Origin of the sequence: Streptomyces sp. NBC_01190, from assembly GCF_045039895.1 — a bacterium.
In the GTDB taxonomy this organism is placed as follows: domain Bacteria; phylum Actinomycetota; class Actinomycetes; order Streptomycetales; family Streptomycetaceae; genus Actinacidiphila.
In genome coordinates this window covers 3,442,002-3,467,611 of sequence record NZ_CP108580.1, presented here as the reverse complement: position 1 = coordinate 3,467,611, position 25,610 = coordinate 3,442,002, and the positions used below count along the sequence as shown (strand labels likewise).

At 70.6% G+C, this 25,610-nt stretch carries 21 protein-coding genes, 2 tRNA genes and 1 pseudogene; 11 read left to right on the top strand and 13 right to left on the bottom strand.

The window, feature by feature from the left end:
* Window positions 1-2: 2 nt before the first annotated feature.
* Window positions 3-78 (bottom strand) — tRNA-Glu (locus OG519_RS14310).
* Window positions 79-235: 157 nt separating this feature from the next.
* Here OG519_RS14310 and OG519_RS14305 point away from each other — a divergent pair.
* Window positions 236-586 carry a metallopeptidase family protein gene (locus tag OG519_RS14305; RefSeq protein ID WP_405583227.1) on the top strand — a complete coding sequence of 117 codons (351 nt, stop codon included), beginning with the start codon at window positions 236-238 and terminating at the stop codon, window positions 584-586.
* Between the two features lie 90 nt (window positions 587-676).
* On the opposite strand, the gene OG519_RS14300 is transcribed toward OG519_RS14305, so the two are convergent.
* The gene (locus OG519_RS14300; RefSeq protein WP_405583225.1) at window positions 677-1,186 is read right to left on the bottom strand and encodes a hypothetical protein; all 510 of its coding nucleotides are present in this window, start codon (window positions 1,184-1,186) and stop codon (window positions 677-679) included.
* A gap of 18 nt (window positions 1,187-1,204) precedes the next feature.
* Window positions 1,205-1,369, bottom strand: a complete 165-nt coding sequence (locus tag OG519_RS14295; protein WP_405583223.1) for a hypothetical protein — start codon at window positions 1,367-1,369, stop codon at window positions 1,205-1,207.
* Between the two features lie 225 nt (window positions 1,370-1,594).
* Here OG519_RS14295 and OG519_RS14290 point away from each other — a divergent pair, with 225 nt between their 5' ends.
* Window positions 1,595-3,853 carry a DEAD/DEAH box helicase gene (locus OG519_RS14290; protein ID WP_405583221.1) on the top strand — a complete coding sequence of 753 codons (2,259 nt, stop codon included), beginning with the start codon at window positions 1,595-1,597 and terminating at the stop codon, window positions 3,851-3,853.
* 563 nt (window positions 3,854-4,416) lie between these two features.
* Window positions 4,417-4,489 (top strand) — tRNA-Lys (locus OG519_RS14285).
* Window positions 4,490-5,125: 636 nt separating this feature from the next.
* Here the strand turns inward: OG519_RS14285 and OG519_RS14280 are convergent.
* Window positions 5,126-6,274 carry a serine hydrolase domain-containing protein gene (locus OG519_RS14280; protein ID WP_405583219.1) on the bottom strand — a complete coding sequence of 383 codons (1,149 nt, stop codon included), beginning with the start codon at window positions 6,272-6,274 and terminating at the stop codon, window positions 5,126-5,128.
* A 422-nt stretch (window positions 6,275-6,696) separates the two neighbouring features.
* Between OG519_RS14280 and OG519_RS14275 the strand changes: the two genes are divergently transcribed.
* The 3 genes and pseudogenes from OG519_RS14275 (at window position 6,697) to OG519_RS14265 (ending at window position 9,223) form a co-directional block, all read left to right on the top strand.
* Window positions 6,697-7,362, top strand: a complete 666-nt coding sequence (locus OG519_RS14275) for a hypothetical protein (RefSeq protein ID WP_405583217.1) — start codon at window positions 6,697-6,699, stop codon at window positions 7,360-7,362.
* 234 nt (window positions 7,363-7,596) lie between these two features.
* A pseudogene (locus tag OG519_RS14270) lies at window positions 7,597-8,655 on the top strand (IS630 family transposase); the annotation flags it as partial.
* On the top strand, window positions 8,627-9,223 hold the full coding sequence (locus tag OG519_RS14265) for a TOPRIM nucleotidyl transferase/hydrolase domain-containing protein (RefSeq protein WP_405583216.1): 597 nt from the start codon (window positions 8,627-8,629) through the stop codon (window positions 9,221-9,223). The pseudogene OG519_RS14270 and the gene OG519_RS14265, both read left to right, overlap by 29 nt.
* A gap of 409 nt (window positions 9,224-9,632) precedes the next feature.
* On the opposite strand, the gene OG519_RS14260 is transcribed toward OG519_RS14265, so the two are convergent.
* The 7 genes from OG519_RS14260 to OG519_RS14230 form a co-directional block, all read right to left on the bottom strand.
* On the bottom strand, window positions 9,633-10,436 hold the full coding sequence (locus OG519_RS14260; RefSeq protein ID WP_405592726.1) for an aminoglycoside phosphotransferase: 804 nt from the start codon (window positions 10,434-10,436) through the stop codon (window positions 9,633-9,635).
* Window positions 10,437-10,556: 120 nt separating this feature from the next.
* Window positions 10,557-10,871, bottom strand: coding sequence for a MazG-like family protein (locus tag OG519_RS14255; RefSeq protein WP_405583214.1), 315 nt, complete (start codon window positions 10,869-10,871; stop codon window positions 10,557-10,559).
* Window positions 10,868-11,134, bottom strand: coding sequence for a hypothetical protein (locus tag OG519_RS14250; RefSeq protein WP_405583212.1), 267 nt, complete (start codon window positions 11,132-11,134; stop codon window positions 10,868-10,870). The genes OG519_RS14255 and OG519_RS14250 overlap by 4 nt, the downstream gene beginning before the upstream one ends.
* A gap of 413 nt (window positions 11,135-11,547) precedes the next feature.
* A complete protein-coding gene (locus OG519_RS14245; RefSeq protein ID WP_405583210.1) occupies window positions 11,548-12,684 on the bottom strand; it encodes a sigma-70 family RNA polymerase sigma factor in 1,137 nt (378 codons plus the stop codon).
* Between the two features lie 95 nt (window positions 12,685-12,779).
* On the bottom strand, window positions 12,780-13,244 hold the full coding sequence (locus OG519_RS14240; protein ID WP_405583208.1) for a cupin domain-containing protein: 465 nt from the start codon (window positions 13,242-13,244) through the stop codon (window positions 12,780-12,782).
* Window positions 13,237-13,929: an NAD(P)-dependent oxidoreductase gene (locus tag OG519_RS14235; protein WP_405583206.1), complete on the bottom strand. Its 693-nt coding sequence runs from the start codon at window positions 13,927-13,929 to the stop codon at window positions 13,237-13,239. The genes OG519_RS14240 and OG519_RS14235 overlap by 8 nt, the downstream gene beginning before the upstream one ends.
* A 632-nt stretch (window positions 13,930-14,561) precedes the next feature.
* Window positions 14,562-14,942: a hypothetical protein gene (locus OG519_RS14230; RefSeq protein WP_405583204.1), complete on the bottom strand. Its 381-nt coding sequence runs from the start codon at window positions 14,940-14,942 to the stop codon at window positions 14,562-14,564.
* A gap of 797 nt (window positions 14,943-15,739) precedes the next feature.
* On the opposite strand from OG519_RS14230, the gene OG519_RS14225 reads away from it, so the two are divergent.
* Genes OG519_RS14225 through OG519_RS14215 form a run of 3 tightly spaced genes read left to right on the top strand, consistent with a single transcriptional unit; the run spans window position 15,740 to window position 18,461 of the window.
* Window positions 15,740-17,410: a hypothetical protein gene (locus tag OG519_RS14225; protein WP_405583202.1), complete on the top strand. Its 1,671-nt coding sequence runs from the start codon at window positions 15,740-15,742 to the stop codon at window positions 17,408-17,410.
* On the top strand, window positions 17,407-17,940 hold the full coding sequence (locus OG519_RS14220; RefSeq protein WP_405583200.1) for a hypothetical protein: 534 nt from the start codon (window positions 17,407-17,409) through the stop codon (window positions 17,938-17,940). Before OG519_RS14225 ends, OG519_RS14220 begins: the two co-directional genes overlap by 4 nt.
* Before the next feature lie 11 nt (window positions 17,941-17,951).
* Window positions 17,952-18,461 carry a nucleoside deaminase gene (locus OG519_RS14215; protein ID WP_405583198.1) on the top strand — a complete coding sequence of 170 codons (510 nt, stop codon included), beginning with the start codon at window positions 17,952-17,954 and terminating at the stop codon, window positions 18,459-18,461.
* Window positions 18,462-18,706: 245 nt separating this feature from the next.
* On the opposite strand, the gene OG519_RS14210 is transcribed toward OG519_RS14215, so the two are convergent.
* Entirely contained in the window at window positions 18,707-19,075 is a 369-nt protein-coding gene (locus OG519_RS14210; protein ID WP_405583196.1) for a hypothetical protein, read from the bottom strand.
* A gap of 556 nt (window positions 19,076-19,631) precedes the next feature.
* Between OG519_RS14210 and OG519_RS14205 the strand changes: the two genes are divergently transcribed.
* Complete coding sequence (locus OG519_RS14205; RefSeq protein WP_405583194.1) at window positions 19,632-23,807, top strand: carboxypeptidase regulatory-like domain-containing protein; 4,176 nt, start codon at window positions 19,632-19,634, stop codon at window positions 23,805-23,807.
* Between the two features lie 61 nt (window positions 23,808-23,868).
* On the opposite strand, the gene OG519_RS14200 is transcribed toward OG519_RS14205, so the two are convergent.
* Window positions 23,869-24,645, bottom strand: a complete 777-nt coding sequence (locus OG519_RS14200) for a YhjD/YihY/BrkB family envelope integrity protein (protein ID WP_405583192.1) — start codon at window positions 24,643-24,645, stop codon at window positions 23,869-23,871.
* Between the two features lie 355 nt (window positions 24,646-25,000).
* On the opposite strand from OG519_RS14200, the gene OG519_RS14195 reads away from it, so the two are divergent.
* Window positions 25,001-25,597, top strand: coding sequence for a dienelactone hydrolase family protein (locus OG519_RS14195; protein ID WP_405583190.1), 597 nt, complete (start codon window positions 25,001-25,003; stop codon window positions 25,595-25,597).
* Window positions 25,598-25,610 lie beyond the last annotated feature (13 nt).

The following is a 25,610-nucleotide window of genomic DNA, read 5'->3' as shown; positions in this document are numbered from 1 at the left end:
GGTGGTACCCCCAACGGGATTCGAACCCGTGCTACCGCCTTGAAAGGGCGGCGTCCTGGGCCACTAGACGATGAGGGCGGGCGGCCGACCGTGGGCGCCGTCGGCGCACGTCGGGGACGCGTGAAGCATAGGGGATCGGCCGGAGGTTCGGCAAAACGGTTTCGCGGCTCCCCGGCAGGCGCCGGGCCGGGACGCCGCCCGGGCTTTGTCGGGGCATTACCGGGACAATGGTGAGGTGCTGGAGATGACCCGCGAGGAGTTCGAGGAACTGGTGGGCGAGGCGCTCGACCGGATCCCGGCCGAGCTGACCCGCCTGATGGACAACGTGGCCGTCTTCGTCGAGGACGAGCCCGCCCCCGGCGACCCCGACCTGCTGGGGCTTTACGAGGGGACGCCGTTGACGGAGCGCGGGGAGTGGTACGCCGGGGTGCTGCCCGACCGGATCACGATCTACCGCGGGCCCACCCTGCGGATGTGCGCGAGCCGGGAGGAGGCCGTCGCGGAGACGGAGATCACCGTCGTGCACGAGATCGCCCACCACTTCGGCATCGACGACGAGCGGCTGCACGGGCTGGGATACGGCTGAGGGGGCGGCCTGGGGTCCCCGCCTCGGCGGCGGGTGCCGGCCCGCCCGCCGCTCGACGCGCCGCCCCTCGTCAACCGCGCCCTCCGGTGGTCACCCGTACGCAGGTGCGACCACAGGCTTGGGCGTGTCCTGGCGGGTGGCGGCGGCGTTGGACAGCGCGAGACCGGCTGCGTACGCCCCGCGTAGGCATCCCCCACCGAGCCGCCCGAGGTCCCCGCACATGCCCGCACCGCAGAATGGCGACAGCAGTCGCAGCTCCCGTACCGCCCGAATCCGTACCGCCGGGGTCCGCTCCGCCATGCTCGTCGCCCTGGTGGCCACGGGGGTCGCCGCCTGCGTCAGCGCGGGGAGCGAGCCCGGGCCGAAGGCGCCGAGCCGTACCCCGGCCAGCGTCGGCAGCGTCGCGGACGGGTCGAGCACCGGCCGGTTCTTCCCCGCGGGTGCCCGCCCCGCCGGGAAGAACGGGATGTCGCCGTCGCCGACCGCGTCAGGTGTCCCGGCCTCGCCCGGCGCTTCCGCTTCCGCCTCGGCCAGCGCCGGCGCGACGGGGAAGCCGACCCGCCGGACCGTACCGCCGTCGCCGAGGGGCGGCGGCGCCACCGTGCCCCAGCCGACGGCTCAGGCTTCGCCCACCCAGGCGCCGCCCGCGAGCTCCGCGCCCGCGGAGCCGACCACCACCCCGCCCACCGACCCGCCGAGCCAGAGCGCCAGCCCCGACCCCGGCGGCGGTACGCCGGGTCCCGGTGCGGGCGAGGACTGAAGTTCGCCGAAACGCCTGGTCACGGGTGATCTACGGAGGTGATTGGCAAAAGTAGGACCGTATGCGTATACTGGTAGATCGTTCCTGTGTCCTGGCGCCTTAATTGATACGCGCCCCTGGCGCGTTCCTTTTCTCCTGTGGCTGACCGCATTGAGGCGGTTGTAAGCAACCTGCGGAGCTGGCGCGTGCCGTAAGTCTTCGAGAGGTTTAGCTTCCGCATGTCCCTTGACAGTGCCGACCGTTCCGCCATGCCCGTGAACGCCGCCGACGCCACCACCAGCGCTACCACCGACGCCATCGAGGCGACCGACGCCATTGAGGCGACCGATGTGATCGACGCCGCCGACGTGCTCGACCTGGCCGACGTGCTCGACCTGGGCGATGACGCGCTCGACGCCGAACTCGCCGACGCCACCACCGACGCTGAGACCGAGACCCCCGGCGTCACCTTCGCCGACCTCGGCCTGCGGGACGAGATCGTCCGCAAGCTCAGCCAGAACGGCGTGGTCACCCCCTTCCCGATCCAGGCCGCCACCATCCCGGACGCGCTGGCCGGCCGGGACATCCTGGGCCGCGGCCGTACCGGCTCCGGCAAGACCCTCGCCTTCGGTCTGCCGCTGCTGACCCTGCTCTCCGGCGGCCGTACCGAGCGCAAGCACCCCCGCGGCGTCATCCTCACCCCGACCCGCGAGCTGGCCATGCAGGTGGCCGACGCGCTCCAGCCCTACGGTGACGTGCTCGGCCTGAAGATGAAGGTCGTCTGCGGCGGCACCTCCATGCAGAACCAGATCTACGCCCTGGAGCGGGGCGTCGACGTGCTGGTCGCCACCCCGGGCCGGCTGCGCGACCTGATCAACCGGGGCGCCGCCTCGCTCGACCAGGTGCAGATCGCGGTGCTCGACGAGGCCGACCAGATGGCCGACATGGGCTTCCTGCCCGAGGTCACCGAGCTCCTCGACCTGATCCCGGCCGGTGGCCAGCGACTGCTCTTCTCCGCCACCCTGGAGAACGAGATCGACACCCTGGTCAGGCGTTACCTGGTCAAGCCGGTCACCCATGAAGTGGACGCCGCCCAGGGCGCGGTGACCACCATGAGCCACCACGTGCTGATCGTGAAGCCGAAGGACAAGGCCCCGGTCACCGCCGCCATCGCCGCCCGCAAGGGCCGCACGATCATCTTCGTCCGTACCCAGATGGGCGCGGACCGGGTGGCCGAGCAGCTCATCGAGTCCGGTGTGCGGGCCGACGCGCTGCACGGCGGGATGACCCAGGGCGCCCGCACCCGCACCCTTGAGGACTTCAAGGCGGGCCGGGTCAATGTCCTGGTCGCCACCGATGTGGCCGCCCGGGGTATCCACGTCGACAACATCGGCCTGGTGCTGAACGTGGACCCGGCCGCCGACCACAAGGACTACCTGCACCGCTCCGGCCGTACGGCCCGCGCGGGCGAGTCCGGCACGGTCGTCTCGCTGGCCCTGCCGCACCAGCGCAAGCAGATCTTCCGGCTGATGGAGGACGCGGGCGTGGACGCCTCGCGCCACATCATCGGCGGCGCGGGCGCCTTCGACGAGGATGTCTCGCGGATCACCGGCGCGCGTTCACTCACCGATGTCCAGGCCGACGCGCTCCAGAACGCCGCCGTCCAGGCCGAGCGGGAAGTCGCCGAGCTGACCCGGCAGTTGGAAAGGGTTCAGCGCCGTGCCGCCGAACTGCGGGAGGAAGCCGACCGGTTGACCGCCCGCTCGGCTCGCGAACGCGGCGAGGACCCGGAGGAGGCGGTGGCGGCGAAGGCCGCCGAGCTCGCGGCCGAGGTGGCCGCCGCTTCGGTGCCGCAGCCGCGCGAGGAGCAGCAGCCGGCGTACCAGCGCCGTGACGACCGTCCCTCGTACGGCGACCGTGACCGTGACCGCCGGGACGACCGGGGCAACTTCGACCGGCGCCGCGATGACCGGCCGTCGCACAACCGCGACGACCGGCCCGCGTACAACCGTGACGACCGTCCTTCGTACAACCGGGACGACCGCCGGGACAGCCGTCCGGCCTACAACCGTGACGACCGCCGTCCGTCCACCTCGGGTTCGTCCTACGCGGGCCGTGACGCGCGCCCGGCGTACAACCGCGATGACCGCCGTGACGCCCGGCCCGCGTACAACCGTGACGAGCGCCGCGACGCGCGTCCTTCGTACAACCGTGACGACCGCCGTCCGTCCACCTCGGGTACGTCCTCCTACGGTGGCCGCGACGACCGCCGCGACGCCCGTCCGGCCTACAACCGTGACGACCGCCGCGACAGCAGCCGCCCCTCGTACGCCAACCGGAACGACTCCCGGCCCGCGTACAACCGGAATGACGCCCGGCCCGCGTACAACCGTGACGACCGCCGGGACAGTAGCCGCCCCTCGTACGGCGACCGCGACCGTCCGGCGACGTCCTACAGCCGCGACAACGGCCCGTCCTCGTACGGCGCCGCCGCTGACCGCAAGCCGCGCTGGAAGCGCAACGGCTGACCGGTAGCACCGATTCGGGCAACGGGCCCGTGGCCTGCGGAAGTTCGCAGGCCACGGGCCCGTTTCGTCGTTCCTACGGCGCTGGGACAGCACCGGGCTGTGGCCGAAAGGACCCGAGTGCCCGACGCGGGCTCGCTCGCGGCTTCGCCGCCGCGGCCACCACCATCGCCGTGAGCCCCGGCCTCGTCCCGGCCGCCCTGTCGGGCTCCGCGCCCGCGGACACCGCTCCCGTACAGCCCGAGACCGTCGCCCCGGCGGCGCCGTGCTGCCAGCCCCGGCAGGAGGGCTGCTCACCCTCCTGGCGGCGCGGGGCACGGCGGGGGCGGCGCCTGGGGAGGGTCCCGCCGGCTGACAGCGGGGGGCGCGTGCGGACGAGGCGCTCACACCTGGCCGGGGCGCGGGGTAGTGATACGCATACGCAGAGTCCGCAGGCGAAGCCCGGGCGGGGGCATCCAGCCCGGACGGGAAACCCGGCCCCCACCGCTCTGCCCCCGACCCGCCCATCCCGCCCACCCGATACGGACTCGGCCCCACCCCCGGGTCCCAGCTATGCTGCGGTGTGCGGGCCGTTAGCTCAATTGGCAGAGCAGTGGACTTTTAATCCATTGGTTGTGGGTTCGAGTCCCACACGGCCTACCGCGTCAGCCCCCTCCGGGGGCCCCTGACCTGCGGTTATGGTGCCCCGGTAGCCTGAAGGCGGCCGGGGCACAGCCGTGTTCGGGCTCGTGCGTGAGCGCTGCGTGAGCGGGCGCGCGGCTGGTGGAGCGGCTCGTGACCTCAGCAGGGCGATGGCTCGACAGGACGTTTTCCGGTGAATCGCGGAACATTACACCAGGGAGCGGATCCACTCGACGATCGGCTACATCACGCCGTACCAGGCAAGGCTCCGCTGCCATCAACGACTGGACCTCGCGGCATAAATCGGAAGTGTCGGAACCCGAGGGGTCACTTCAGCCGGCCCCGACCCCGTATCGCACCGCGATGCCGGGTATGCCGAGATCGACCGGCGAGACTCTGGCGAGTGGGGGAGCGGAGGATGATCGGCGCGATGGGCGCCGAGGTGCTGCGGCTCGTTCCCGGCGGTGCCGCCGGTCCGAGGTCTCGGGCGTGGCATCTCACTCACCCGGGCGTCGGTCGGACCACACTCTATGCGTCCGGCCCCTGCCGGTTACGGGAGTGGCCGCCGGAGTCCCCTGAACGGCCGCGGAGGTCTTGCCCGGTTCTTCTCCCGAAGCCCGGAAGGGGCCGTCTCCCGGGCCCCGGAAGGGGTCGTCACTTCCAGTGGGGAGCGCAGAGCTGCTGCGCGACCAGGCTGTCCATGGCGTGCTCGGTCTTCAGACCCGCGAGGGTGCCGTCGCCGGTCTCCTCGACCACGACGCTCCGCTTCCCGTCGGGCGACACACCGTCGCGGGTGCTGTACCCGTTGACGTCGCCGCCGTGGCCCCAGTACCCGCCGCCGCACTTCAGCGGAATCCACATCAGGCCCAGCCCGTAGCGCGCGCCCGGCCAGACGGTGTTGAAGTCCTCGTTGACCGGCACCGTGGTCTGCATCTGCGCGAGCTGCGCGGGCGGCAGCAGCCGACCGCCCACGAGGGCCCGGTAGAACCGGGAGAGGTCGGCGGCGGTGCTGACCAGTTCGCCCGCCGCTCCACCCCGACTCATGTTCACGTCGGTGACGTTGATCGCCGGTCCGGAGCCGAAGTTCGAGTAGCCCTCCAGGTGCGGGCCGTGCAGGTAGGGGTCGTCGCCCGGCACCTTGGTGTGCCGAAGGCCGAGCGGCTCGATGATCCGCTGTTGCACCTCGTGCCCCCAGGTGTTGCCGGTGGCCCGCTGGATGATCATGCCGGCAAGGATGTAATCCGTGTTGGAGTAATGCCAGTTGGTGCCGGGCGCGAAGTACGGCTTGTGCCGCATGGCGATGGCCACGAGCTGTTCCGGATTGGTGTGCTTGAATCGGTCCGCCTGGAAGTTCGCCGTCGACGCGATCGCGGGGAGGTCGTCCGTGTAGTCGTACAACCCGCCGGTGTGCTGGAGCAGTTGCCGTACGGTGATATTGCGTCCGTCGTTCCCGTTTCCCGACACCACGCCCGGCAGCCAATGGTCCACCGTGTCGTTCAGCGACACCCGCCCCTCGCCGACGAGTTGCAGCATCACCGTGGCGACGAACGTCTTGGTCGAGCTGCCGATCCGGAACGTGTCGGCCGGGCGTACGGGTGCTCCGGTGGTGGGGTCGGCGGTTCCGGCCGTGGCGTACCGCCGTCCGCCGGGGCCGGTCGACTCGGCCAGCACGCCCACCGTGCCGGTACTCGATATCGCGTTCACCTGCCTCTGCAACGCGTTCGGCGTCCGTGCGTGTGCCGTCGACGCCTGCGCCGCGACCGGGGCGAGCGCGACACCCGCCAGTACGGCACTCGTTGTCACGACCTGAATGCACCGAAGTACGCTGCTTCGCATATCGGAGAGCCTCCTTGAAGTCCCATGGCGCGGTTGGTGTGCGCCGAGTTCCACGGTAGGAAGATCGACCACCGATCACCCTCCGGCGTCCCGGTGAATCGAGGATGGGGGTATCCCCCCAACCGCCCCGCGAGGGTGCCCTCTCGGCGCTTCGACAGGGTGGGACGGCTGGTCGGCAGTGCGCACGGAGGCGACGTCGTCTGTCCGGCATCGGCCCTTTCCTTTGCCGGCAGTCAGAAATCTCGACACGTCACTCGTGACGTCTCGTCATTCGCACACCGACAAGGAATTCCCACCTTGGAAAAGTCTCGTGTCCTGATTGTTGGCGCCGGAATCTCCGGGCTGGCGCTGGTCCGTGCCCGACCGACCGCGGGTTCGCGGTGGAGGTCGTGGAGCGCCGCGCCGATTGGCAGGCGTCGGGCGCCGGCCTGTACCTCCTGGCGAACGCGGTCCGCGCGCTCGCCGAGTTCGACGTCAGCCGGATCTGGGGCCACGGCGGCGACTGCCTGGCGATCGGCCGCAACGACCTGCATGAGGTGCTGTGTACGGCGACGGGCGGTACGGAGGTCCGTTTCAACGCCGAGGTGACCGGCGTGGACGCCGACGGGACGGTGACCTTCGCCGATTTCGCCGGACCGGTCGCCGAGTTGCTGGAGCAGGGCGCGGTCGCCTATTTCGCGGCGCTGTACGAGAGCGTCGGCGCGGACTGGACTCGCCCGCACACCGTCCTCGTCGGCGACGCCGCGCACGCCTGCTTCCCCAGCGCGACCAAGGGCGGAGCCATGGCGCTGGAGGACGCCGTGGTCCTCCAGGAACTGCTCGGCGAGAGCGAGAAGCAGGAAGTGGGGGGAGGAACGGGGGAGGGAGACCGCTTCACAGCGGCCCTCGCCGCCTTCCAGGCCCGCCGCGTGGACCGCGTCCAGTGGGTGCTGGACCAGAACCACCGCCGGGACAAGGCCCGTGATCTGCCGACTCCGCTGGGCAACCTCACCCTCCAATGCGCGGGTGAGCGGCTCTTCGAGACCACCCACGCCCCGCTGCACACCCAGCCGTAGTCAGCCGGTGCCGGTGAGCCGCCCGCCCGGGTTCGGTTGGGACGGCCGTCAAGTGACCATCGGAGCCCGGCCGTTGGCTCCGGCCGGTGCCGCCCGGGCCGATCCGCCGACCGATGTCAGGCCTGGTCTCCGCCCGGGGGCCGCCGCAGGGTGATGCCGTTGCCGGCCACGACGGCGGCTCACCCGAGCTAGTGTCCTGAGTCGCTAGTTTGCTTGCGGTTGTGGAGTGGGCCGGTGCCTGGTCCGAAGCCGTTGCCGCTGGAGCTGTCCGATCACGAACGCCGTATTTTGTGGGGCTGGTTGTGCAAGCAGACCGCCTCTCAGGCGCTGGTGTTGCGGTCGAGGATCGTGCTGGCGTGCGCGGAGGGCCTGTCGAATGCGCGGGTTGCGGATGATCTGGGTGTCTCTCGGGAGACGGTTCGTAAGTGGCGGTCCCGGTTCGACGCGGACCGGCTGGAGGGCCTGGTGGACCGGCCGCGTTCGGGGGCGCCGCGGAAGATCACGGATGAGCAGGTCGAAGCCCTGGTCGCCAGAACGCTCGGCCAGACGCCGGCGATAGGTGATTCGCACTGGTCGACGCGGTCGATGGCCCAGGCGGCCGGCATGTCGCAGTCGGCCGTCTCGCGGATCTGGCGGGCATTCGGCCTCAAGCCCCACATCGTCGAGACCTGGAAGCTGTCGACCGACCCGCAGTTCGTGACCAAGGTCCGCGACGTGGTGGGCATCTATCTGTCCCCGCCGGAGAACGCCCTGGTCCTGGCAGTGGACGAGACGTCGCAGATACAGGCCCTGGACCGGACCCAGCCCGTGCTGCCGATGTCCCCCACCGTGCCGGCAAAGATGACCCACGACTACGTCCGGCACGGCACGACCAGCCTGTTCGCCGCCCTGGACATCGCCTCCGGATCGGTCATAGCCCAGCACTAACGCCGCCACCGCCACCAGGAGTTCCTCCGCTTCCTGAAGGTCATCGACGCCGCCGTCCCCCAACACCTCGACCTCCACCTGGTCCTGGACAACTACGCCACCCACAAGACCGAGCCGGTCAAGAAATGGCTGCTGCGACACCCCCGCTTTCACCTGCACTTCACTCCCACCTCGGCATCCTGGCTCAACCTCGTCGAACGCTGGTTCGCCGAACTGACCTGCCGCAAACTCCGCCGCTCGGCCCACCGCAGCGTCACCGAACTGGAACGGGACATCCGCGGCTGGATCAACGAAGGGAACAAGAACCCCAAGCCGTTCGTCTGGACGAAGACCGCCGATGACATCCTCGACACCCTTGCCGCGTACTGCAGACGAATTAGCGACTCAGGACACCAGCCGGCTAGCGCGGGCCTTCATCGACCGCCCATGTCCCCTCGGCGCCCAGGGGATTCATATTGTCAGCGCTGGAAGAAAGAGCAAATTGATGCTTTGCCACGCAATTCTGCGCGCGCTGAACGTACGCTGCTACACGGTCTTCGATGGTGACGCCGGAATGGAGGAGCGGAAGCGAGAGGGACTGCAGCCGAACCTTGAAGATAAAGAGCTAGCAGACGCGCTGCGCAAGATCGACGGTGCCGTGCGGCGGAGCATGCTGGACAATACCAATCTGCTCGGCTACCTGGGCGGCACGCCCACCGGCACGCCAGCTGATGAGTCCACACGCGAGTACACCATCTTCCATGACCACTTGGAGGGGCACTTGACCTCTCATTGGCCAGCGTGGGTTGAACGGCAGCGGGAGATGGTCCGCGACGGAGACGGCTTCGCTGGCAAGAACGCCGCGACGTACCGCGAGGCGGCACGTACAACCACATCAGAGCCACCGCTGCTCCTCCAATCACTACTGCAGAACGTCCTGGCTCTTGCCGGATAGGTAGGCCACGAGAGTTCTGCTGGAAAGTCAGCGGCGGTACGTACCGAGTCGTCTCCCTGGCGGTACCTGCGTGAGCGATGCGTGAGCGGACGTGCTGGCACGCGGCTCTTCTCACCGGACCCGTCGACAATCTGCTGCCCTCTGAGCTGCGGCTTTCGGATGGCCGCCCACCATCCACCACCCCCTGGCATGCTCTGGCCGGGACTTTTCATCCATTGGTTGTGGGTTCGAGTCCCACACGGCCTACGGGGTCGATCCCTCTGAGGGGTCGCTGACCTGTGGTTTCGGTGCCCTGGTCGTCTTCGGATGGCCGGGGCACACCCATGCCGGGGGCACGGATGTGCTCGCGTCGCCAGGCGCCCCCGGCGAAGGGATCAGCCGTGGACGTGGGCCGTAGGGTCGTGCGCGGCTACCGGTTCGCGTCCAGGGCGCGTGCCAGCGTCGTCGCCTGGGCCGCCATCGCCCGCTTCCATGGAGTGTGGTCCTGTTCGGCGATCTCCCGCCACAGGGATGCGGTCGCCGTGCCGAACGCCGCGAGTGCTTCGGGCGGTGCGCTGCGCCACGACGGGAAGTGGCCGGCGTATTCGATCGCGGCCTCGACCAGGTGGCCGGCCTCCATAAGGCGGAGCGCCAGGGCGCCCGGGTCGATCCATGCGGCGCCGCGCGTCGGCCATGCCCAGTCGACGAGCCGGGCTTGCCCTTCGGTGATCAGGACGTTGTCCGGGGCGAAGTCCGTGTGCAGCAGAGCGTCAGCGTCGAAGTGCTGCAACGTGCCAGGTGGCGCGTACTCCGCCCAACGGTCCACGGCCCGCTTGATGTCGACGTCGGCCGGTGCCGTGATCCCTTGCAGCTCGGTGAGCGCTGCTTCCACGAGGGGCAGGTCCGGGGAGCCGGGGGTGTAGTCGGCGTGGCGGCCGTCGATCACCTCGTAGCCGAGGAGGCTCCAGCCGTCGAGTTCCAGGTGCCAGTAGAGGCGTGGGCAGGAGGAGGGCAGGTGCGCGGCCACCGCCGCCTCACGGCGCTGTGCACCCACTTGGGGATGGTCGGCCGGGATGCCCTTCACGAAGACCGGACCGCTATCCGTTTCGAGGACGGAGGCGATGCCGGAGTTCATGCCGCCGGGCGCGGTCACCGCCTGCTGGACAGTGCCGGCCTTGTCGCCGACGGCCCACCGGACCTCGGCGGGAAGCTGCTCGAAGGCGATACGGGACATGGACACGACGCGCGGTTCCTCGACTGCCTGGGGGAATGGGGTGCCGCCCAGGTCGGGGTATGACCGGGGCCGCACCCCGAAGAAAGGCTGCGAGCCGCCGGTGAGACGGGCCCGTCTCGGCTATGCCAGTGACCGGTCGGTGATGATGCTCACCCGCTCTTCGAAGACCTTCGCCGCGTCGGGGGTGAGGGTCGCCAACGCGACCATACTGCTGAGCACTACGTCGCACAGCTCGTTCTGGACGTCCTCCCACGTGTGGCTGCGTCCCTTGCGAGGGTTGGCGGAAACAGCGCCCATCGCGGCCTGTGCCACCTCGCCGACCTCCTCCTGGACCTTGAGCAGACGCAGCAGCCGCGCTTGTGCCGGCGTCGCGTTGTCCTTCTCGTCCAGCCACTGCACGAGCTGGTGGATCTTCGTCCAAATCTCGTCGTTCACGACGGTGGTGCTCCTTGCGTACGCGCGGATTCCGGATCAGGGGCGACGCTACCGAGCCCGGCGGTCACGTAGGCCGCTATCCGCTCAGCAATCACACCGGCGAGTGCGGTGGTTGTGCCGATAACGAGGAGGGGCACGCCCATGCCGCGCAGGATCACCACCACCTCCGCGTACAGTGCCGACTCGCGCGCGGGGAAGTCCGGCGTCCGGTTGAAGCGGTGGGCGGCACCGCGTGCGGCGATCCGGGCGGCGATGCTGTCCACGGGTGAGTTCGCGGATCGCGGAAGCGAGCCGGCGTACGAGTCGGGTACCGGCTTCGAGCTGGTAGCGGTCGTGATCGTCCTGGTCCGGTAGAAGATGGCCGACGTAGGGTTTGCCGGCCAGGGGCTGGCGATGCTCGGCGTTGTAGCGGGCCCGTGCTGCCTTTGCGTTGGTCTCGTGCTGGTGCGCTGACCTGCACCCTCGGGCAGCCGCGCTGCACGGCTGCCAGACCGTGATCGCCCAGAGCAGGCTGGGCCAACATCGCCGCCGCGGCCGATCACTACCGGTCACGCCCACAGCACGCCATCGCCATGCTCCGGCTCACAGCCACCAACCACCTCTGACCAACCGGGCGGTTCAAGGTGCGGCCGAGGCGGTAGATCCGCAGTCGGCCGTCGCGCCAGCACTCGGCCCGCTACCCGGCTCCGGCCGGCGTGCCCTCATCTCGATCGAGCTGGGGTGCTTGGCCGCGGTCACGCGCGCTCTCCAGGGGCGGGCGGTTGGGAGAGTTCAGGGCGGCCGGGGCCGTGACCTCGTCCGGCACGTTCAGCTTGTCCGGTCCTATGCGGGTGAGCTTGGCGGGGTTGGTGACGATGTAGACGCCGGAGACCTGGTCGCCGTCCGGGGTGAGATCCATGACCATGACCGCGTACGGGGAGTCACCGGTGAACAACACCGCGGCGTCATCGCCGTTGGCGCGGCGGTAGCGGATGTCCAGATCCTCGGTGCGCCGGGTGGCGTATCCGGCCAGCGTGCGGGCGGCCTTCTCCCGGCCGTGGACCGGGCGCACCCCGGCCGCCTGCCGCGCGCCTCCGCCGTCGATCCAGATGGTCACGTCCGGGGCGAGGATCTCCATGAGCGCGCGGATGTCGCCGCCGAGGGCGGCCGCGACGAACCGCTCGATGGCCTCCCGCCGGACGCGGGGGTGGGTGCGGTAGCGGGGGCGGCGGGCGCGGACATGGGAGCGGGCTCGGTGGGCGAGTTGACGTACGGTGGCGGGCTGCCGGTCGAGCATGCCGGCGATCTCGGTGTGGGGATAGCCGAACACCTCGTTCAGGACGAACACCGCCCGTTCCAGCGGGGTGAGGGTCTCCAGGACCACCAGCATCGCCATGGAGACCGAGTGGACGCGGACCGCGTGGTCGGCGGTGTCCGGGGCGAGGCCGGCGGTGGTGTCGGTGACCAGGGGTTCGGGCAGCCAGGGACCGACGTATGTCTCCCGGCGGGAGGCGATGGCGGTCTGCCGGGCGAGCGCGTGGTTCACCCCGATGCGTACGAGGTAGGCGCGCGGGTTGTCGATCTCCGCCAGCGGCGCCCGGCGGTTCTTGCCGGACCAGGACAGCCAGGTCTCCTGGAGCACGTCCTCGGTGTCGGCGACGCTGCCGAGCATGTTGTAGACGACGGAGAACAGCAGTTCGCGGTGGTCGACGAAGAGCCGGGTCACGGTGTGCGCCGGGCCGTCCCGCCGGTTTTCCGTACTCGGTCCGCGCGGCGCGTCCTGCGCCGGTCCTGCTCCGCCCGTCGCCGGGCTGTCCACGGGTGTGGCTGCCATGAGTTGCCCTCCTGTCACGCGCTCGCCCTTGAGAGGGACGGGGCGGCCGGAGTGTGACATCCACCCGGTGAGCGGGACACCTTGCGCGGACGCGCTCAACTCCGTTCCTCGTAGCTGATCTGGTGCTTGGCCGCGATGGGATTGATCTTGACGGGGTCCAGCCGCCCTTCGGTCAGCACAGCGGGCCCCGCCTCGATCAGGTCCTCGACATACCGCTCCCAGCCACCGGGCGAGGAGATCTGCAGAACCCGGGGCGGCGGGTCGGATGCCCTGCGCAGGGCGTGCGGGATACCGCGCGGGAGCAGCGCGAACGTCCCCTTGGGCGCCTGGTGGCTCCGGTCGTCGAACTCGATCTCGAGGACGCCGTCGAGCACGTAGACGCATTCGTCCGCGTGCCGATGGACATGCCGTGGGATGTCCTGGGCCACGGTCACCTCCAGCAGCGAGAAGCGTCCCTCGGTGTCGTCGGTCGTCGCCTTGACCGCGAACGTCGGCGGCAGCGGGATCCGCCCCGGTCTCGCAGCACCCGGCTCCAGCAGGATGAAACGGTCTTCAGCCACCGAACGCCTCCTTCCTGAGCACATCGAGAAAGCTCGGAACACCGTCCGTAGTACGGACGTCGATGAAGGCACGCACATGAAGATCGTCGACCGCCTCGCGCAGCAGCGCGTTCCCCAGATCCGCGCGCGACGTGAACCGGCCGGGCAGGCGCGAAGTGGCGACCCGGTAGTCACTGACGGCATCCGCGTCGAAGAGACCCGCGGGACGGATGACCGTCCACGCGTGATCACTGTCGCGCACGATCTCCTCCATGCGCCGCATGTCCTCGTACACCGTGCGCCCCATGGTGCGCGCGATGAACGGTTCAAGCACCTTCCGGAAGAAGAAGGTCTCGCCGGGGGCAGGCACGCCGAAGAGCACGGTTGAGCTCACGCAGACCAGGCGCCGGACGGCGTGGTTCGTCATGGCCTGCGTGATGTGGGTGATGCCCTCGGAGTACACCGTGACGGGGTTTCGGCCGTACGGCACCCCGAGCGTCGAGATCACCGCCTCCTGCCCGGCGACGGCGCGTTCCACGGCGGCCGGGTCGAGCACATCCGCGCCGGCCACCCGCAGCCGCGGATCGCTCAGCGGGAACCGCTCGGGGTGGCGTGTGACGGCGGTGACCGTGTGCCCCTCGGCGATCGCCTGCTCGGTGGCCCGTCGTCCGGTCGGTCCATTCGCCCCGAATATGACGAGTTTCACGTGTCGTCCTCTCTCCAGCGGACGACTCCGCCGGTGGGCTCGAGAGTGCACACGGCGTCGTCGTCCGGGTCGGCCTTGTCATGTGAGAGGAGCCCGACGGCGGCGGATGTGACACCCCGCACTCGGGTGAGACGTGGAACACACCTTCCGGGTGGCGGACACCTACGAGCAGGTGGCGTATCTCGGGGTCGGCGCGCCACGGAGGCGCGGCATGTCTGACAACTCGCCCTGAACCGCTCTTGTCCGTCGTCCACGACACGCTCGGCGGCGGCGCCGACGCCAGGGCTCGCCGAAGCGCATTCGCCGGCCGAAGCGTCGGGGCGGCGGACGGCGCGGTGAGGGGCAGCCCGGCCCTCGGCCGGGTCACCCTTGAGGCAGGCTCCGCTGAATCCCGACGAAGGATCGCTGCATGCGTGAGCGATGTGTGTTCGGCACGGCCTAGCGGCGGTTGCCGTGGTCAGAGAGCAAGTGGCCGGGGTTTCCGGGGGTTTTCCGGAGGTGTCCTCGCCCGTTGCTGGGCCGTTGCTTGCCCGCTGCTGGGCCGCTGCTGGGCCGAAGTGTCGGGAATCCCGCCGGCTCTCTGCCGATCGGGTCGCGCTATTCGGTCGCCCCGGTGCCCCCGGCCGGTGGGGTCAGGGGAGAACGGTGAAGGTGGCCTCGTAGATGTAGCCCGGCATGGCGGGGGTCCAGCCGAAGCCGTTCCCGACGGAGACGGTCCCGGTCTTGCCGTTGGGGTAATCGACTCCGGTCATGACGTAACTGATGGAGTAGGCGGCCGGAGCCGACCCCTCCCATTCGTAGCAGGACAGGTCCACCGGATTCTCGGCGAATTCCTCGGTCACCGAGGGGGTGTCCGTTGTGAGGTAAATGTAGCGGATGTACTGCGGAAGGACGCTGAAATCCTGGCAGATGACCTCGGACAGCCGTGTGTCGGCCGAGGCGGTCGCCGCAGGCGCCACCAGCGGGACGCTGAGGGCTGCGGCGGCGGCCAGTAAGAGGGCGGCTCTGCGCATGGTCGGCTCCCTGGAGTTATGGACGGGGTCACCATCGTCACAGTGGCGTATTGCTCGCGCACTACGCATTTGAGCCCTATTCGTGCGAGATCGCGTGCATGGCCGGATCGGTTTTGCGGTTACGTCGGACGTACGGGGCGGTTGTGGGCGCGCAGTGCACTGCTGCGGCCCAGGTGTCCTTGGGGCGTGCGGGACGGTGGCCGGTGGGCAGGGGAGAGAGTCGGGGCGAGCGGGGGGATTCCGTGGGTGACGCTGGGGCCCTCGGCGGTGACGGGGGTACGCCTCGCCAGTGATGGGCGCACGCTGATCCTTGACGCTCAGGTTCCCGCGGTGGTTCTTCCGGGCCCGGAGCACCGGCTGGACCCCGATCGTCGAAAGCGCGGCCGGCGGCTGCCGAGCGGTCCAGCGCGCGGAGCCCGCCTTCCCGACCCCGATATGTGCCTCGCTGGCTCCGCTCTCCTCCGCCCTGCACCCGCACTACCGCCCGCCTCCGCCTCCCCCCGGCGCGCAGTCCACCGCGACGGCGAACCCGTAACCCGGCTTCTGGGACGGCACCCATGGGTGGGCCCACGCCATCCGCACGTGTGGTTCCTGGCCTGTGAGGAGCCGATCACCGTCCGTACGATGGACGGGACAACAGCACGGGGTGATATCCCGCGGACGGGGAGGACGTGCCCAGCGTGGCGGTGGCCGATCGGCAGGACAGACAGCGGAGCTTAGGCCTGTGGGCGGCTGCCATCGCGGTCGCGGCCACGGTGCCCCTGGCGGTATCGCACCCGGCGGGCGACGACCGGGTGATGGGGTCGACGCAGGTCAGTGTGGCGTTCTTCGCCACCATCCTGACCGGCGAGGCCGTGATCTTCGCGTTGGCGTTCTCCGCGTCGAGTGCCTGGCCGTCGCTGCGGGAGATCGACGCCCACATCGCCTTTCGCATGTGGGTGGTGATCGGCTGGCTGGGGGCGATGCTCCTGGGCGCCGGGCTACTGGCCGGCGATCGGGCCCTGTCCACCAGCGGGGCGGTGCTGTTCCTCCTGGCCGACATGCTCGGCATCTTCTCCTTCGTCCGGCTCTTCGGTCTGGCCAGCGCGGGTGGTCGCAAGCGGCTGCTGAGCCGGGCGTTGGCACGGCGCCTGGCCGATATCCGCCGGCCGATCGCCGAGATGCCCCAACAGATCGCCGCCGACGACCTCTTGATCTCCTACATCCGCGAACTGGACGCGGCCGTGGTGGCCGACGACGGCAACGCCGTACGGGACCGCGTCGAGGAACTCACCGCGGTCCCGGCAGTCTCCCCCGGTGCGCAAGCCCGGGCCGGCCTCCATCTGGAAGTGCTGCACCGGCTCGCCAAAGCCGCCCTGTCAGGGCGGCTCGACAGCACGGTCGCGGCCACATCCGCCCAGGTGCTCGTCGACTCCCTCCTCGCCCAGGTCGAAGCCGCACGGGAACAAGGACGCGAGGGTGTCCTCACCTCCGAACAGGCCGCGGCCCTGGCCGGGCACCTCGGGCGCTATCTCGCCTGGCTGGCCGCCACCGCCTGGACCATGTCCGCGCGTCAGGTCACCACCCCGGCCGCAGCGCGCGACCTGGTGGCCTTCTGCGTCCGCGCACGCGACACCATCACCTTCACGCTGGATCCGGACCCGCCGTTCGCCGACACCGACAGCGCCCTGGGCACCGCGATCGACGGTCCGCTGGGCGTCCTGGTCTGGATCCGGCAGTTCGTCGAGTTCCACGGCTCGGCCCAGGCCAATGCCTTCTATCCGGTCTTCGAGCTGCTCACCGGGACGAAGTTCCAGGGCAACTACTGGGACGGAGCCTCGATACTCACCGAGTTGCGCGCGGCGCTGTTCGGCGCCGGGGCCGCGCTGGTGGACACTCCGCAAGCCGACCGCGCCCGGGCGGCGTTCGGCACCGTGGCAGAGTTCGACCGCACATGGACGCTGGTGTCGGTCAGCGCCCTGACAACCCTGCGGAATGCCGCCCTGCCCCACCCGCCGGCGCTGATCCGCCCCGAATTCACCCCTGACCGCCGCCTGCTGGCCGCATACGTGCGCACCTACGCCTCGCACCGGTACGTCTCCACCGCCGCCGAAGCCCACCTGGCATTGACGCGTCTGCTGGCACACAGCGAACACCCAGAATCCCCCTGGGCCCGCACCACGACGCTGCTGCGTGCGTGCAGCTACCCTGTGCCGCTGCCGCTGATCGAGCCCCGCCACCGGATCGCCGGCTGCGTCCTGGCCATGGCCTGCCGCCTGGCCCCCCTCCACCCGCAGGACAGCGCGCGCCAACTCCGTGTGTTCCTCTCGCGGCTGCCGGCCGACGTGACCGCGACCGTCCACCAACTCGCGGCGCGCACCCTGCCCCTCGGCCCTGATCAGCCTGCTTCCACCGATCCGGTGGAGGAGATCATCGCGCGGCTGGAGATCGTCAGACTCCCCACTCCCGCTGCGGCGGGGGCGGCATGACCGCTTCCCTCATCGATGCCGCCGCCTGGCGCCACGCACTGCCGCGCCAACGGAACCACCGCTTCGACCGCGTCCTGGTCGTGCAGTGCTCGGTGGACTGGCTGCGCCCCGGCCAACAGGCCCTGCGCGAGGAGATCGACGACTTCCTGCTCACCTTGTGCGCGCACCGCAGCGATCTGCGCGTCGACCGTCTCGTCCTGCACAGCCTGCCGACCGCGCACGCCGCACCGGACGGAGACCTGACCGCCCTCAACGCCGCGCATGCCGAGTGGATGTACGGTCTCAGCAGTGCCTCGATCCTCCTCGATCACCCCGCCCTGCACATTCACCGGCTGATCATCAGCGGCGACCAGGCCCGAGCGGGCGTCGACGACTTCATCGACATGCGCCGGGACGGATCCTGGATGACACCCGAACTGACCGTGCCCGTACTGGAACTGCTGTCACGGGCAAGAAGCACCACACCGCTCAGCGGATACGTCGACCTTCAGGGGCCGTTCGCGGACACGGACCCGTCGTTCTACCTGTAGGAGAAACAGCCATGCCGGACGGCCCTCTCAGTCAGACGGATCTGACGTACCTGCGGCGTGCCGTCGACGTCTCCCGCCACGCCCTGCAGGACGGCGGCAACACCCCGTTCGGTGCCCTGGTCGTGGTCGGCGGGGAGATCGTCGGCGAAGGAACCAGCTCCGTCGTCAGACTCAGCGACCCGACCGCACACGCCGAAGTGATGGCCCTGCGCGCGTCAGGGCAAGCGCTCGGGCGGCACCTGTTCGAAGATGGCGTGATGTACGCGAGCAGCGAGCCCTGCCCGATGTGCCTGGTCGCCTGCTACTGGGCCCGCATCCCCCGGCTCGTCTACGGCGCCGACAGCCGCGACGTCGCCCGGCACGGATTCGAGGACCTTCAGCTCTACCGCGAACTCACCCTGCCCCACGACCGGCGCGCCCTGCGTGAGGACGGCGCCGACGGCGCGCTCAAAGCGGACGCGGTCTCCGTACTCAAGGCGTGGTCCGACGCGCTGCCGGAACCCGTCGTCCCCAAGCTGTAGTCACCGCTCCCGCCGCCACAAGCGACGACCCGCGACCCCTCCGTGCGGAGGGTTCATGCTTGGGGACCGAGGTTCGATCAACTGGACGGGCGGCGGCGGTGTCAACGGGCTTCATAGCCTCGCGTCACGCCGCCCGGCGGCGCCGACGCAGGTGGGGTGGGTGTGTTGGATGGAGCCACCTCCTCGCGCGATCGTGCGTTCCGCCGGTCGTCCGGGGGCGGGCCCGGACGTCGGGGGGAGTGGGCCTACGGGGTGAAGGTGTAGGTGTACGTGCACAGGCTCGGCTTGATGTAGTCCGAGTGGACCGCCAACTGGGGGCAGCTGGCGACGGCGTTGTAGACCTTGTAGCTCAACGGCGGCGAGACGTAGCGCGCGAGCACGTACATGGTCGCGACATTGATCGTGTACGGCGCCCCCGAGTCGGTGAAGGAGCATCCCGACAACTCGGCGGTGAAGGTGCCGTACAACCAGCCCCTCTGGTAGCTGTCGGTCACTCCGATGGAGCACGACGACGTGGTGGCGGCCCCGGCGGCGGGAGCGGTGGCGAGGAGGCCGCCGACGAGGGCGGTGGCGGTCAACGCGGTGGCCAGGACATGGCGGGGCTGAGGTCTCACGGAGGCTCCAGGGGCTCGCGGGTGCTGGGCTCACGATTATCCGGTGGTTGCCCGTCCGGTTACAGGGCCGGATCCGGCCACAGCGGTGCCGGCGCGCCCGTCCGGGGCGCCCGGTCACCGGACCGGTCACCTCCGGGTGCCGCAGCACCAGCGCCTCCGCGTCGTCGAGCGTGTCGACCACCGCGCGGTCCGCCCGAGCACCGGACCGGTCGGTCGGCCGGCGTACGGGAGGTGGTGGGGCGTGGGCGGCGGCGCGCTGGTGGCGCGGCGCCGCATCAGGTGGCGGGGCAACCTTGGCGGCTGGGGATGGTGAATATTCGGGATTTGTCAGCCCGATAGCCCCTGGTCGCAATCAGCTTTTAACAAACAGGCGTTGACAGGTGATCATCAGGGATCGGTCAATTTGTCCAAGGCGATGACAAATTCATCGTCTGCTCGGGCGGACGGAACGATGCGGCCGAGCTGTGCACCACCCTGAGAGGCAAGACCTTTGTTCTCGTCGTCACGACACAGACCCGCGGGGAAGCGGCGGGCGATCCCCGCTGTCGTCTCCGCGTTGATCGCCGCGGCCGTGCTGGTGCTGGGACTTCAGGCCCCAGCGGCCCAGGCGGCAACCGCGAGTCAGCGGTCCGCGGGCCGGCCCGCCGCGTCCGGCGGCACCCACGCCGCCAAGGCCGGCACCCACGCCGCCAAGGCCGGCACCCCCACAGGCACCCACACCCCCACCGCCCAGGCCAACACCCCCACCGGCCGCCCCGACAGCGAGCCCGTCTGCCACGCCCCCCAACCCGGCACCTTCACCTGCTTCGCGCTCCGCCGCACCGACGTGACCGCCCACCGCGGTCTGGTGACCGGCGACACCGCGCCCGAAGGCTTCGGCGCCGGTGATCTCCAGGCCGCCTACGGCCTTCCCGCCGACGGCGGTTCGGGTCAGACCATCGCCATCGTGGACGCCTTCGACGACCCGAACGCGGCGGCGGACCTGGCGGTCTACCGGGCGCAGTACGGGCTGCCCGGCTGCGCGCAGGACACCGGCTGCTTCCGCAAGGTCGACCAGCGCGGCGGTGCCGACTACCCGACGCCGGACCCCGAGTGGTCCGGCGAGATATCGCTCGACCTGGACATGGTCTCCGCCGCCGCCCCCAACGCGCACATCCTGCTCGTCGAGGCCGACAGCAACTACCCGGACGACCTCGCCGCATCCGTCGACCAGGCGGTGGCGATGGGCGCCAAGTACGTCTCCAACTCCTATGGCGGCGACGAGGATCCGCGTGACTCGACGCTCCTCGACGCCTCCTACACCCACCCGGGCGTGGCCATCGTCGCCTCGACCGGCGACGAGTCGTACGGCGTGGAGTACCCGGCCGCCTCGCAGCATGTGACCGCGGTCGGCGGCACCTCCCTGACCAGGGACGCCGGTTCGGCCCGCGGCTGGTCGGAGTCGGCCTGGAGCGGCGCCGGTTCGGGCTGCTCGGCCTACCAGCCCAAGCCCGCCTTCCAGCACGACGGCGGCTGCGCCAACCGCACCGTGGCGGACGTCGCCGCGGTCGCCGACCCCGACACCGGTGTCTCGGTCTACCAGACCTACGGCGGCACCGGCTGGGACGTGTACGGCGGCACCAGTGCCTCGGCCCCGCTCATCGCCGGGGTGTACGCGGCGGCCGGCACCCCCACCGCGGGCACCGAGCCGAACGCGTACCCGTACCTCGCCCGCGGCTCGGGTCTGAACGACGTGACCAGCGGCAGCAACGGCACCTGCGCGGCCGGCGCCGACTACCTGTGCGACAGCGGTACGGGGTACGACGGCCCGACGGGGCTCGGCACGCCCGCCGGTGTGACCGCGTTCCGCAACCGCCCGCACGGCGTGATCAGCGGGACGGTCACCGACGCCAAGACGGGCGCGCCGATCGTCGGCGCCGCTGTTGGCGTGGACAGTGACACGGCGACCACCGACACGAGCGGCCGCTACCAACTGGTGCTGCCCACCGGGACGTACGCGGTGCTGGCGGCGGCCTTCGGCCACAAGTCGCTGAGCGCGACCGGCGTCACCCTCGCCGACGGGGCCGGCGTCCGGCAGGACTTCGCGCTGACCGCGGTCGCCACCAAGACGGTGTCCGGCACGGTCACCGACGGCTCAGGACACGGCTGGCCGCTGTACGCGAAGATCACCATCGACGGCGTGCCCGGCGGACCGCTCTGGACCGACCCGGTCACCGGCGCCTACAGCGTCGCCCTGCCCAAGGGCGCCGATTACACGCTGCACGTGACGAGCGCCTACCCCGGCTACGAGCCGGCCAGCCGGACGGTCAGCGTCGCCGCCACCGCCGTGACGGCGAACATCGCCCTGACGGTGGACGATTGGAACATCTCCGCGCCCGGCTACGCCGTCGACCAGGTCGGCCGCACCGAGACCTTCGACTCCACCACCTCCGCCCCCGCGGACTGGAGCGTTGTCAACGCCGAGGGCGACAGCACCGGTTGGGAGTTCGACGACCCGGGCGCGCGCGGCAACAACACCGGCGGTGACGGCTCCTTCGCCATCGTCGACAGCGACCACTACGGATACGGGCCCACCCAGGACTCCAGCCTGCTCAGCCCGGTCTTCGACCTGGCCGGTGACGACCACCCCGAGGTGGCCTTCGCCACCGACTACCGCGGTTCATTCGGCCAGACGGCGTCGGTCGACGTCAGCACCGACGGCGGGGCCAGTTGGGACAGCGTGTGGACGCCGCCGCCGGCCCCGATGGACCTGGCGGGACCCGCGAAGATCGAGGTCCCGCTGACGCCGTACGCGGGCCAGAAGGTCCAGGTCCGCTTCCACTACACCGGTAACTACAGCTACTGGTGGAAGATCGACGACGTCTTCGTCGGCGACCACCGCCTCAAGGCGCTGCCCGGCGGGCTGATCGCGGGCGCCGTCACCGACGCCAACACCGGCAAGGGCGTCACCGGGGTCTCACTCACCGGTGTCCCCCGTGACACGGCGACGACGGTGGCCACCCCCGACGACCCCACGGTCGCCGACGGGTTCTACTGGCTCTTCTCGCCCGCCGGGCAGCAGAAACTCACCGCCGCCAAGTACGCCTACACCACGGCCACCAAGAAGGTCACGGTGATCGGCGACTCGACCGTCGACGGATCGGTCAAGCTCAAGGCCGGCCAACTCGTGGTCACGCCAGGGGCCGTCACCGCCTCGGTCGGCTGGGGCAAGCAGGCCACCAAGACCCTGACGGTGAAGAACACCGGTGGGGCGCCCGCCACTTTGCGGCTCAAGGAGAACGCCGGCCGCACCACGATCGCCGCCTCGCAGGGCGCCGCCCTGAGCCGGGTCAAGGCGAGCGGCTGGCTGCTGTCCGCCAAGAAGGCGCCCAAGAGCGAAGGCCCCACGGTGACCCCCGCGGTCGGGGACGCCTGGCAGCCGGCCCCCGACCTGCCCGTCCCCGCCCAGGACAACGCGGTCGACAGCTTCAACGGAAAGCTCTACAGCGGTTTCGGCTTCACCGGCAGCGCCGACTCCAGCGCGCTCTACAGCTATGACCCGAAGGCGGGCGCCTGGAGCCGGTTGGCCCCCGCGACCGACACCCGGGAGGCGCCCGCCCACGGCTTCATCGACGGCAAGCTGTACGTCGTCGGCGGCTGGGCGGCGAGCGGCAACCCGGACAGCACCATGGAGGTGTACGACCCGGCCGCCAACACCTGGTCCACCGGTACGCCGAGCCCGGCCGCGTACGCCGGGGCCGGCAGCGCGGTGCTCGACGGCAAGCTCTATGTCGTCGGCGGCTGCACCGCGGGCAGTTGCGGCACCGACTCGGTGAGCGTCTACGACGCGGCGGCGGGCACCTGGTCGTTCGCGGCCGACTATCCGGTGCCGACCGCGTGGTCCTCCTGCGCGGGCATCGACGGCAAGCTCTACTGCGCCGGTGGCGCGACCGACGACGGCGACCTCTCGTCGGCGTACGTCTACGACCCCGCCGCCAACTCGTGGTCGGCGCTGCCCGATCTGCCCGAGGCGCTGTGGGGCTCCGCGTACACCTCGGCCAACGGGCTGCTGCTCATCAGCGGCGGTACGTCGGGCAACTTCGCCACCAACGAGGGTTTCGCGTACGACCCGGCCGCCAACTCCTGGTCCGCGCTGCCCAACGCGAGCCAGCCGGCCGCGCGCAGCGGTGGCGCCGCCGGCTTCTACAAGGTCGGCGGTGTGGTCAACTCGGGCGAGCCGCTTGCGACCGTCGAGCTGCTCCCCGGCTACGACCAGGTCGAGGGGGCGGACGCGAGCTGGCTGTCGGAGAGCACCCGGCAGCTCACCGTCCAGCCGGGGGCGGCGGCCACCGTCACGCTGACGCTGGACTCCTCGGTCGCCGAGGTCGGCCAGCCGGGCACGTACACGGCCGAGCTCCAGTTCAGCAATGACACGCCGTACCTGGTGGACAGCGTGCCGGTCACCCTGACCGTGGCGCCGCCGGCGAGCTGGGGCAAGCTCAGCGGCACCGTGCTGGGGTCCACGGCCGGGGTGGCCTCGCCGCTGGCGGGCGCGACCGTCGAGGTCGACTCGTGGACGGCCGAGTACACCCTGACCACCGGCAAGGACGGCGGGTACGAACTCTGGCTCGACCAGCGCAACAACCCGCTCACCGTGATCGTCGCCAAGGACGGCTACAAGCCGACGGTGGCGACCGTGAAGGTGGTGAAGGGCAAGACCGTCATCACCGACTTCACCCTGAAGAAGGCATAGCCGGGGCACCGGCGCGGCACGCCGGGGCGGGCCGTCACCACGACGGCCCGCCCCGGCGGTGTCAGGAGGAGCGGGTCGCGCGGCGGCGGGCCAGTTCCTCGTGGAAGACCCGGCCCACCAGGGGCCCGCCGTAGACGACGAAGCCGACGCCGACCAGCCAGGACTGGAGGACGAGCACGGTGCCGAAGGGTCCGTACGTCACCGCGTTCGAGGCGATCAGCGGGGAGAAGACGAGGCTGGAGAAGACGTGCAGGCCGAGCAGCCCGGCGGCGGTGGCCACCGAACTCGGCAGCAGGGCGCGCCAGCGGACCCGGCCGTTGAGCAGAAAGCGCTGCGACCACCAGAAGAAGAGCAGCGCGGTCACCGCCTCACCGGCGCCGGCGAACACCTGTACGGCATCGCTCTCGTTCTGCGCGTTGATCTTGATGGAGACGATGAGGAAGGCGATGAACATCGCCAGCCACAGCACATGGCGCCACGCGGACCGCAGACTGGCCGACGGGAGATTCCACGCCTTCTCGTAGCCGGTCTGCAATCCCGAGCCGAAGGACAGGCCGAAAACCGCGAGGACCACGAAGCCGAACACCGTGGTGCGCCGCAACGCCTCGGCCGGGCTGCCGAAAAGCTCCGCGATACGCCGGCGCGACGACGACGTGACCCCGAGCACCCGCACCAGCCACTGCCCCGCGTTCAGCCCGCTGCCCGGATCGAGGGCCGCGATGAGCAGCAGCAACGGCACCAGGGTGAGCAGCGCGAGGGCGGCGAAACCCAGCGAGCGCGACATCAGCTCCAGTTCGATGCCGCGCTGGACGACCAGCGCGACGGGCGAATCGGCCATACCGCGCCGCTTTTCGTTCCAGCGGTGCCATCGTTTCGACGCGCCAGCATATTTCCGATTCACATATCGCTTCATACCGCCCAGCGGCGCCCCGCTCCAGCACCGGGCGGCTGGCGTCGCGGGCGTCGGCCAACGGGACCGGACCGACACCCTGGGCGCCAAGCGGGTGACACGGCGGGACGAAGCGGGCACTCCGGCAGCGCCTGGGCCGCGTCGGTCCACCACCCCGCGTCCGATACGGTTTCGTCGCCTTCGACGGTGGCCGACCTCCACGGCGACCCGGCTTCCACCCGGGTCGTCAACGCCCGCGCCGTCGGCTGACCACCCTCGACCGACCCAGGAAAGCGGTGCGGAAATGGCCGAGATCGTGCTGTTCCACCATGCCCAGGGGCTGACGCCCGGCGTCGTCGCGTTCGCCGACGAGCTGCGCGGCGCCGGGCACGTCGTGCACACGCCCGACCTCTACGAGGGCCGTACCTTCGCGACCTTGGACGCGGGCGTCGCGTACGCCGGGAAGATCGGCTTCGGCGAGGTGGTCGAGCGGGGTGTCCGGGCCGCCGACGCGCTGCCCGCCGAACTGGTGTACGCCGGCTGCTCGCTCGGGGTTCTGCCGGCGCAGCGGCTGGCCCAGACCCGGGCCGGGGCTCGCGGCGCGGTGCTCCTGCACTCCTGCGTGCCGGTGACGGAGTTCTCCGCCGCCTGGCCGGCCGGGGTCCCGGTCCAGGTGCACGCGATGGACGCCGATCCGTACTTCGTGGGCGACGGCGACCTCGACGCCGCCCGCGCGCTCACCGGCGAGGCCGCCGACGGGCGGCTCTTCCTCTACCCGGGAGAGAGCCACCTCTTCGCCGACAACTCCCTCTCCTCGTACGCCCCGGAGGCCGCCGCGCTGCTGACCCGTCGGGTCATCGACTTCCTCGCCGCGCCCGGGACGGCCGGGCCGGCCTCCTGAGGCGGGCTCAAGC

Bases quoted from the DNA above. Each gene is read 5' to 3' on its own strand.
- OG519_RS14245 (WP_405583210.1), bottom strand. From the start codon at position 12,684: ATGGCAGCCACACCCGTGGACAGCCCGGCGACGGGCGGAGCAGGACCG.
- OG519_RS14230 (WP_405583204.1), bottom strand. From the start codon at position 14,942: ATGCGCAGAGCCGCCCTCTTACTGGCCGCCGCCGCAGCCCTCAGCGTC.
- OG519_RS14225 (WP_405583202.1), top strand. From the start codon at position 15,740: ATGGGGTCGACGCAGGTCAGTGTGGCGTTCTTCGCCACCATCCTGACC.
- OG519_RS14195 (WP_405583190.1), top strand. From the start codon at position 25,001: ATGGCCGAGATCGTGCTGTTCCACCATGCCCAGGGGCTGACGCCCGGC.
- OG519_RS14265 (WP_405583216.1), top strand. From the start codon at position 8,627: ATGACATCCTCGACACCCTTGCCGCGTACTGCAGACGAATTAGCGACT.
- OG519_RS14215 (WP_405583198.1), top strand. From the start codon at position 17,952: ATGCCGGACGGCCCTCTCAGTCAGACGGATCTGACGTACCTGCGGCGT.
- OG519_RS14260 (WP_405592726.1), bottom strand. From the start codon at position 10,436: ATGTCCCGTATCGCCTTCGAGCAGCTTCCCGCCGAGGTCCGGTGGGCC.
- OG519_RS14220 (WP_405583200.1), top strand. From the start codon at position 17,407: ATGACCGCTTCCCTCATCGATGCCGCCGCCTGGCGCCACGCACTGCCG.
- OG519_RS14200 (WP_405583192.1), bottom strand. From the start codon at position 24,645: ATGGCCGATTCGCCCGTCGCGCTGGTCGTCCAGCGCGGCATCGAACTG.
- OG519_RS14290 (WP_405583221.1), top strand. From the start codon at position 1,595: ATGCCCGTGAACGCCGCCGACGCCACCACCAGCGCTACCACCGACGCC.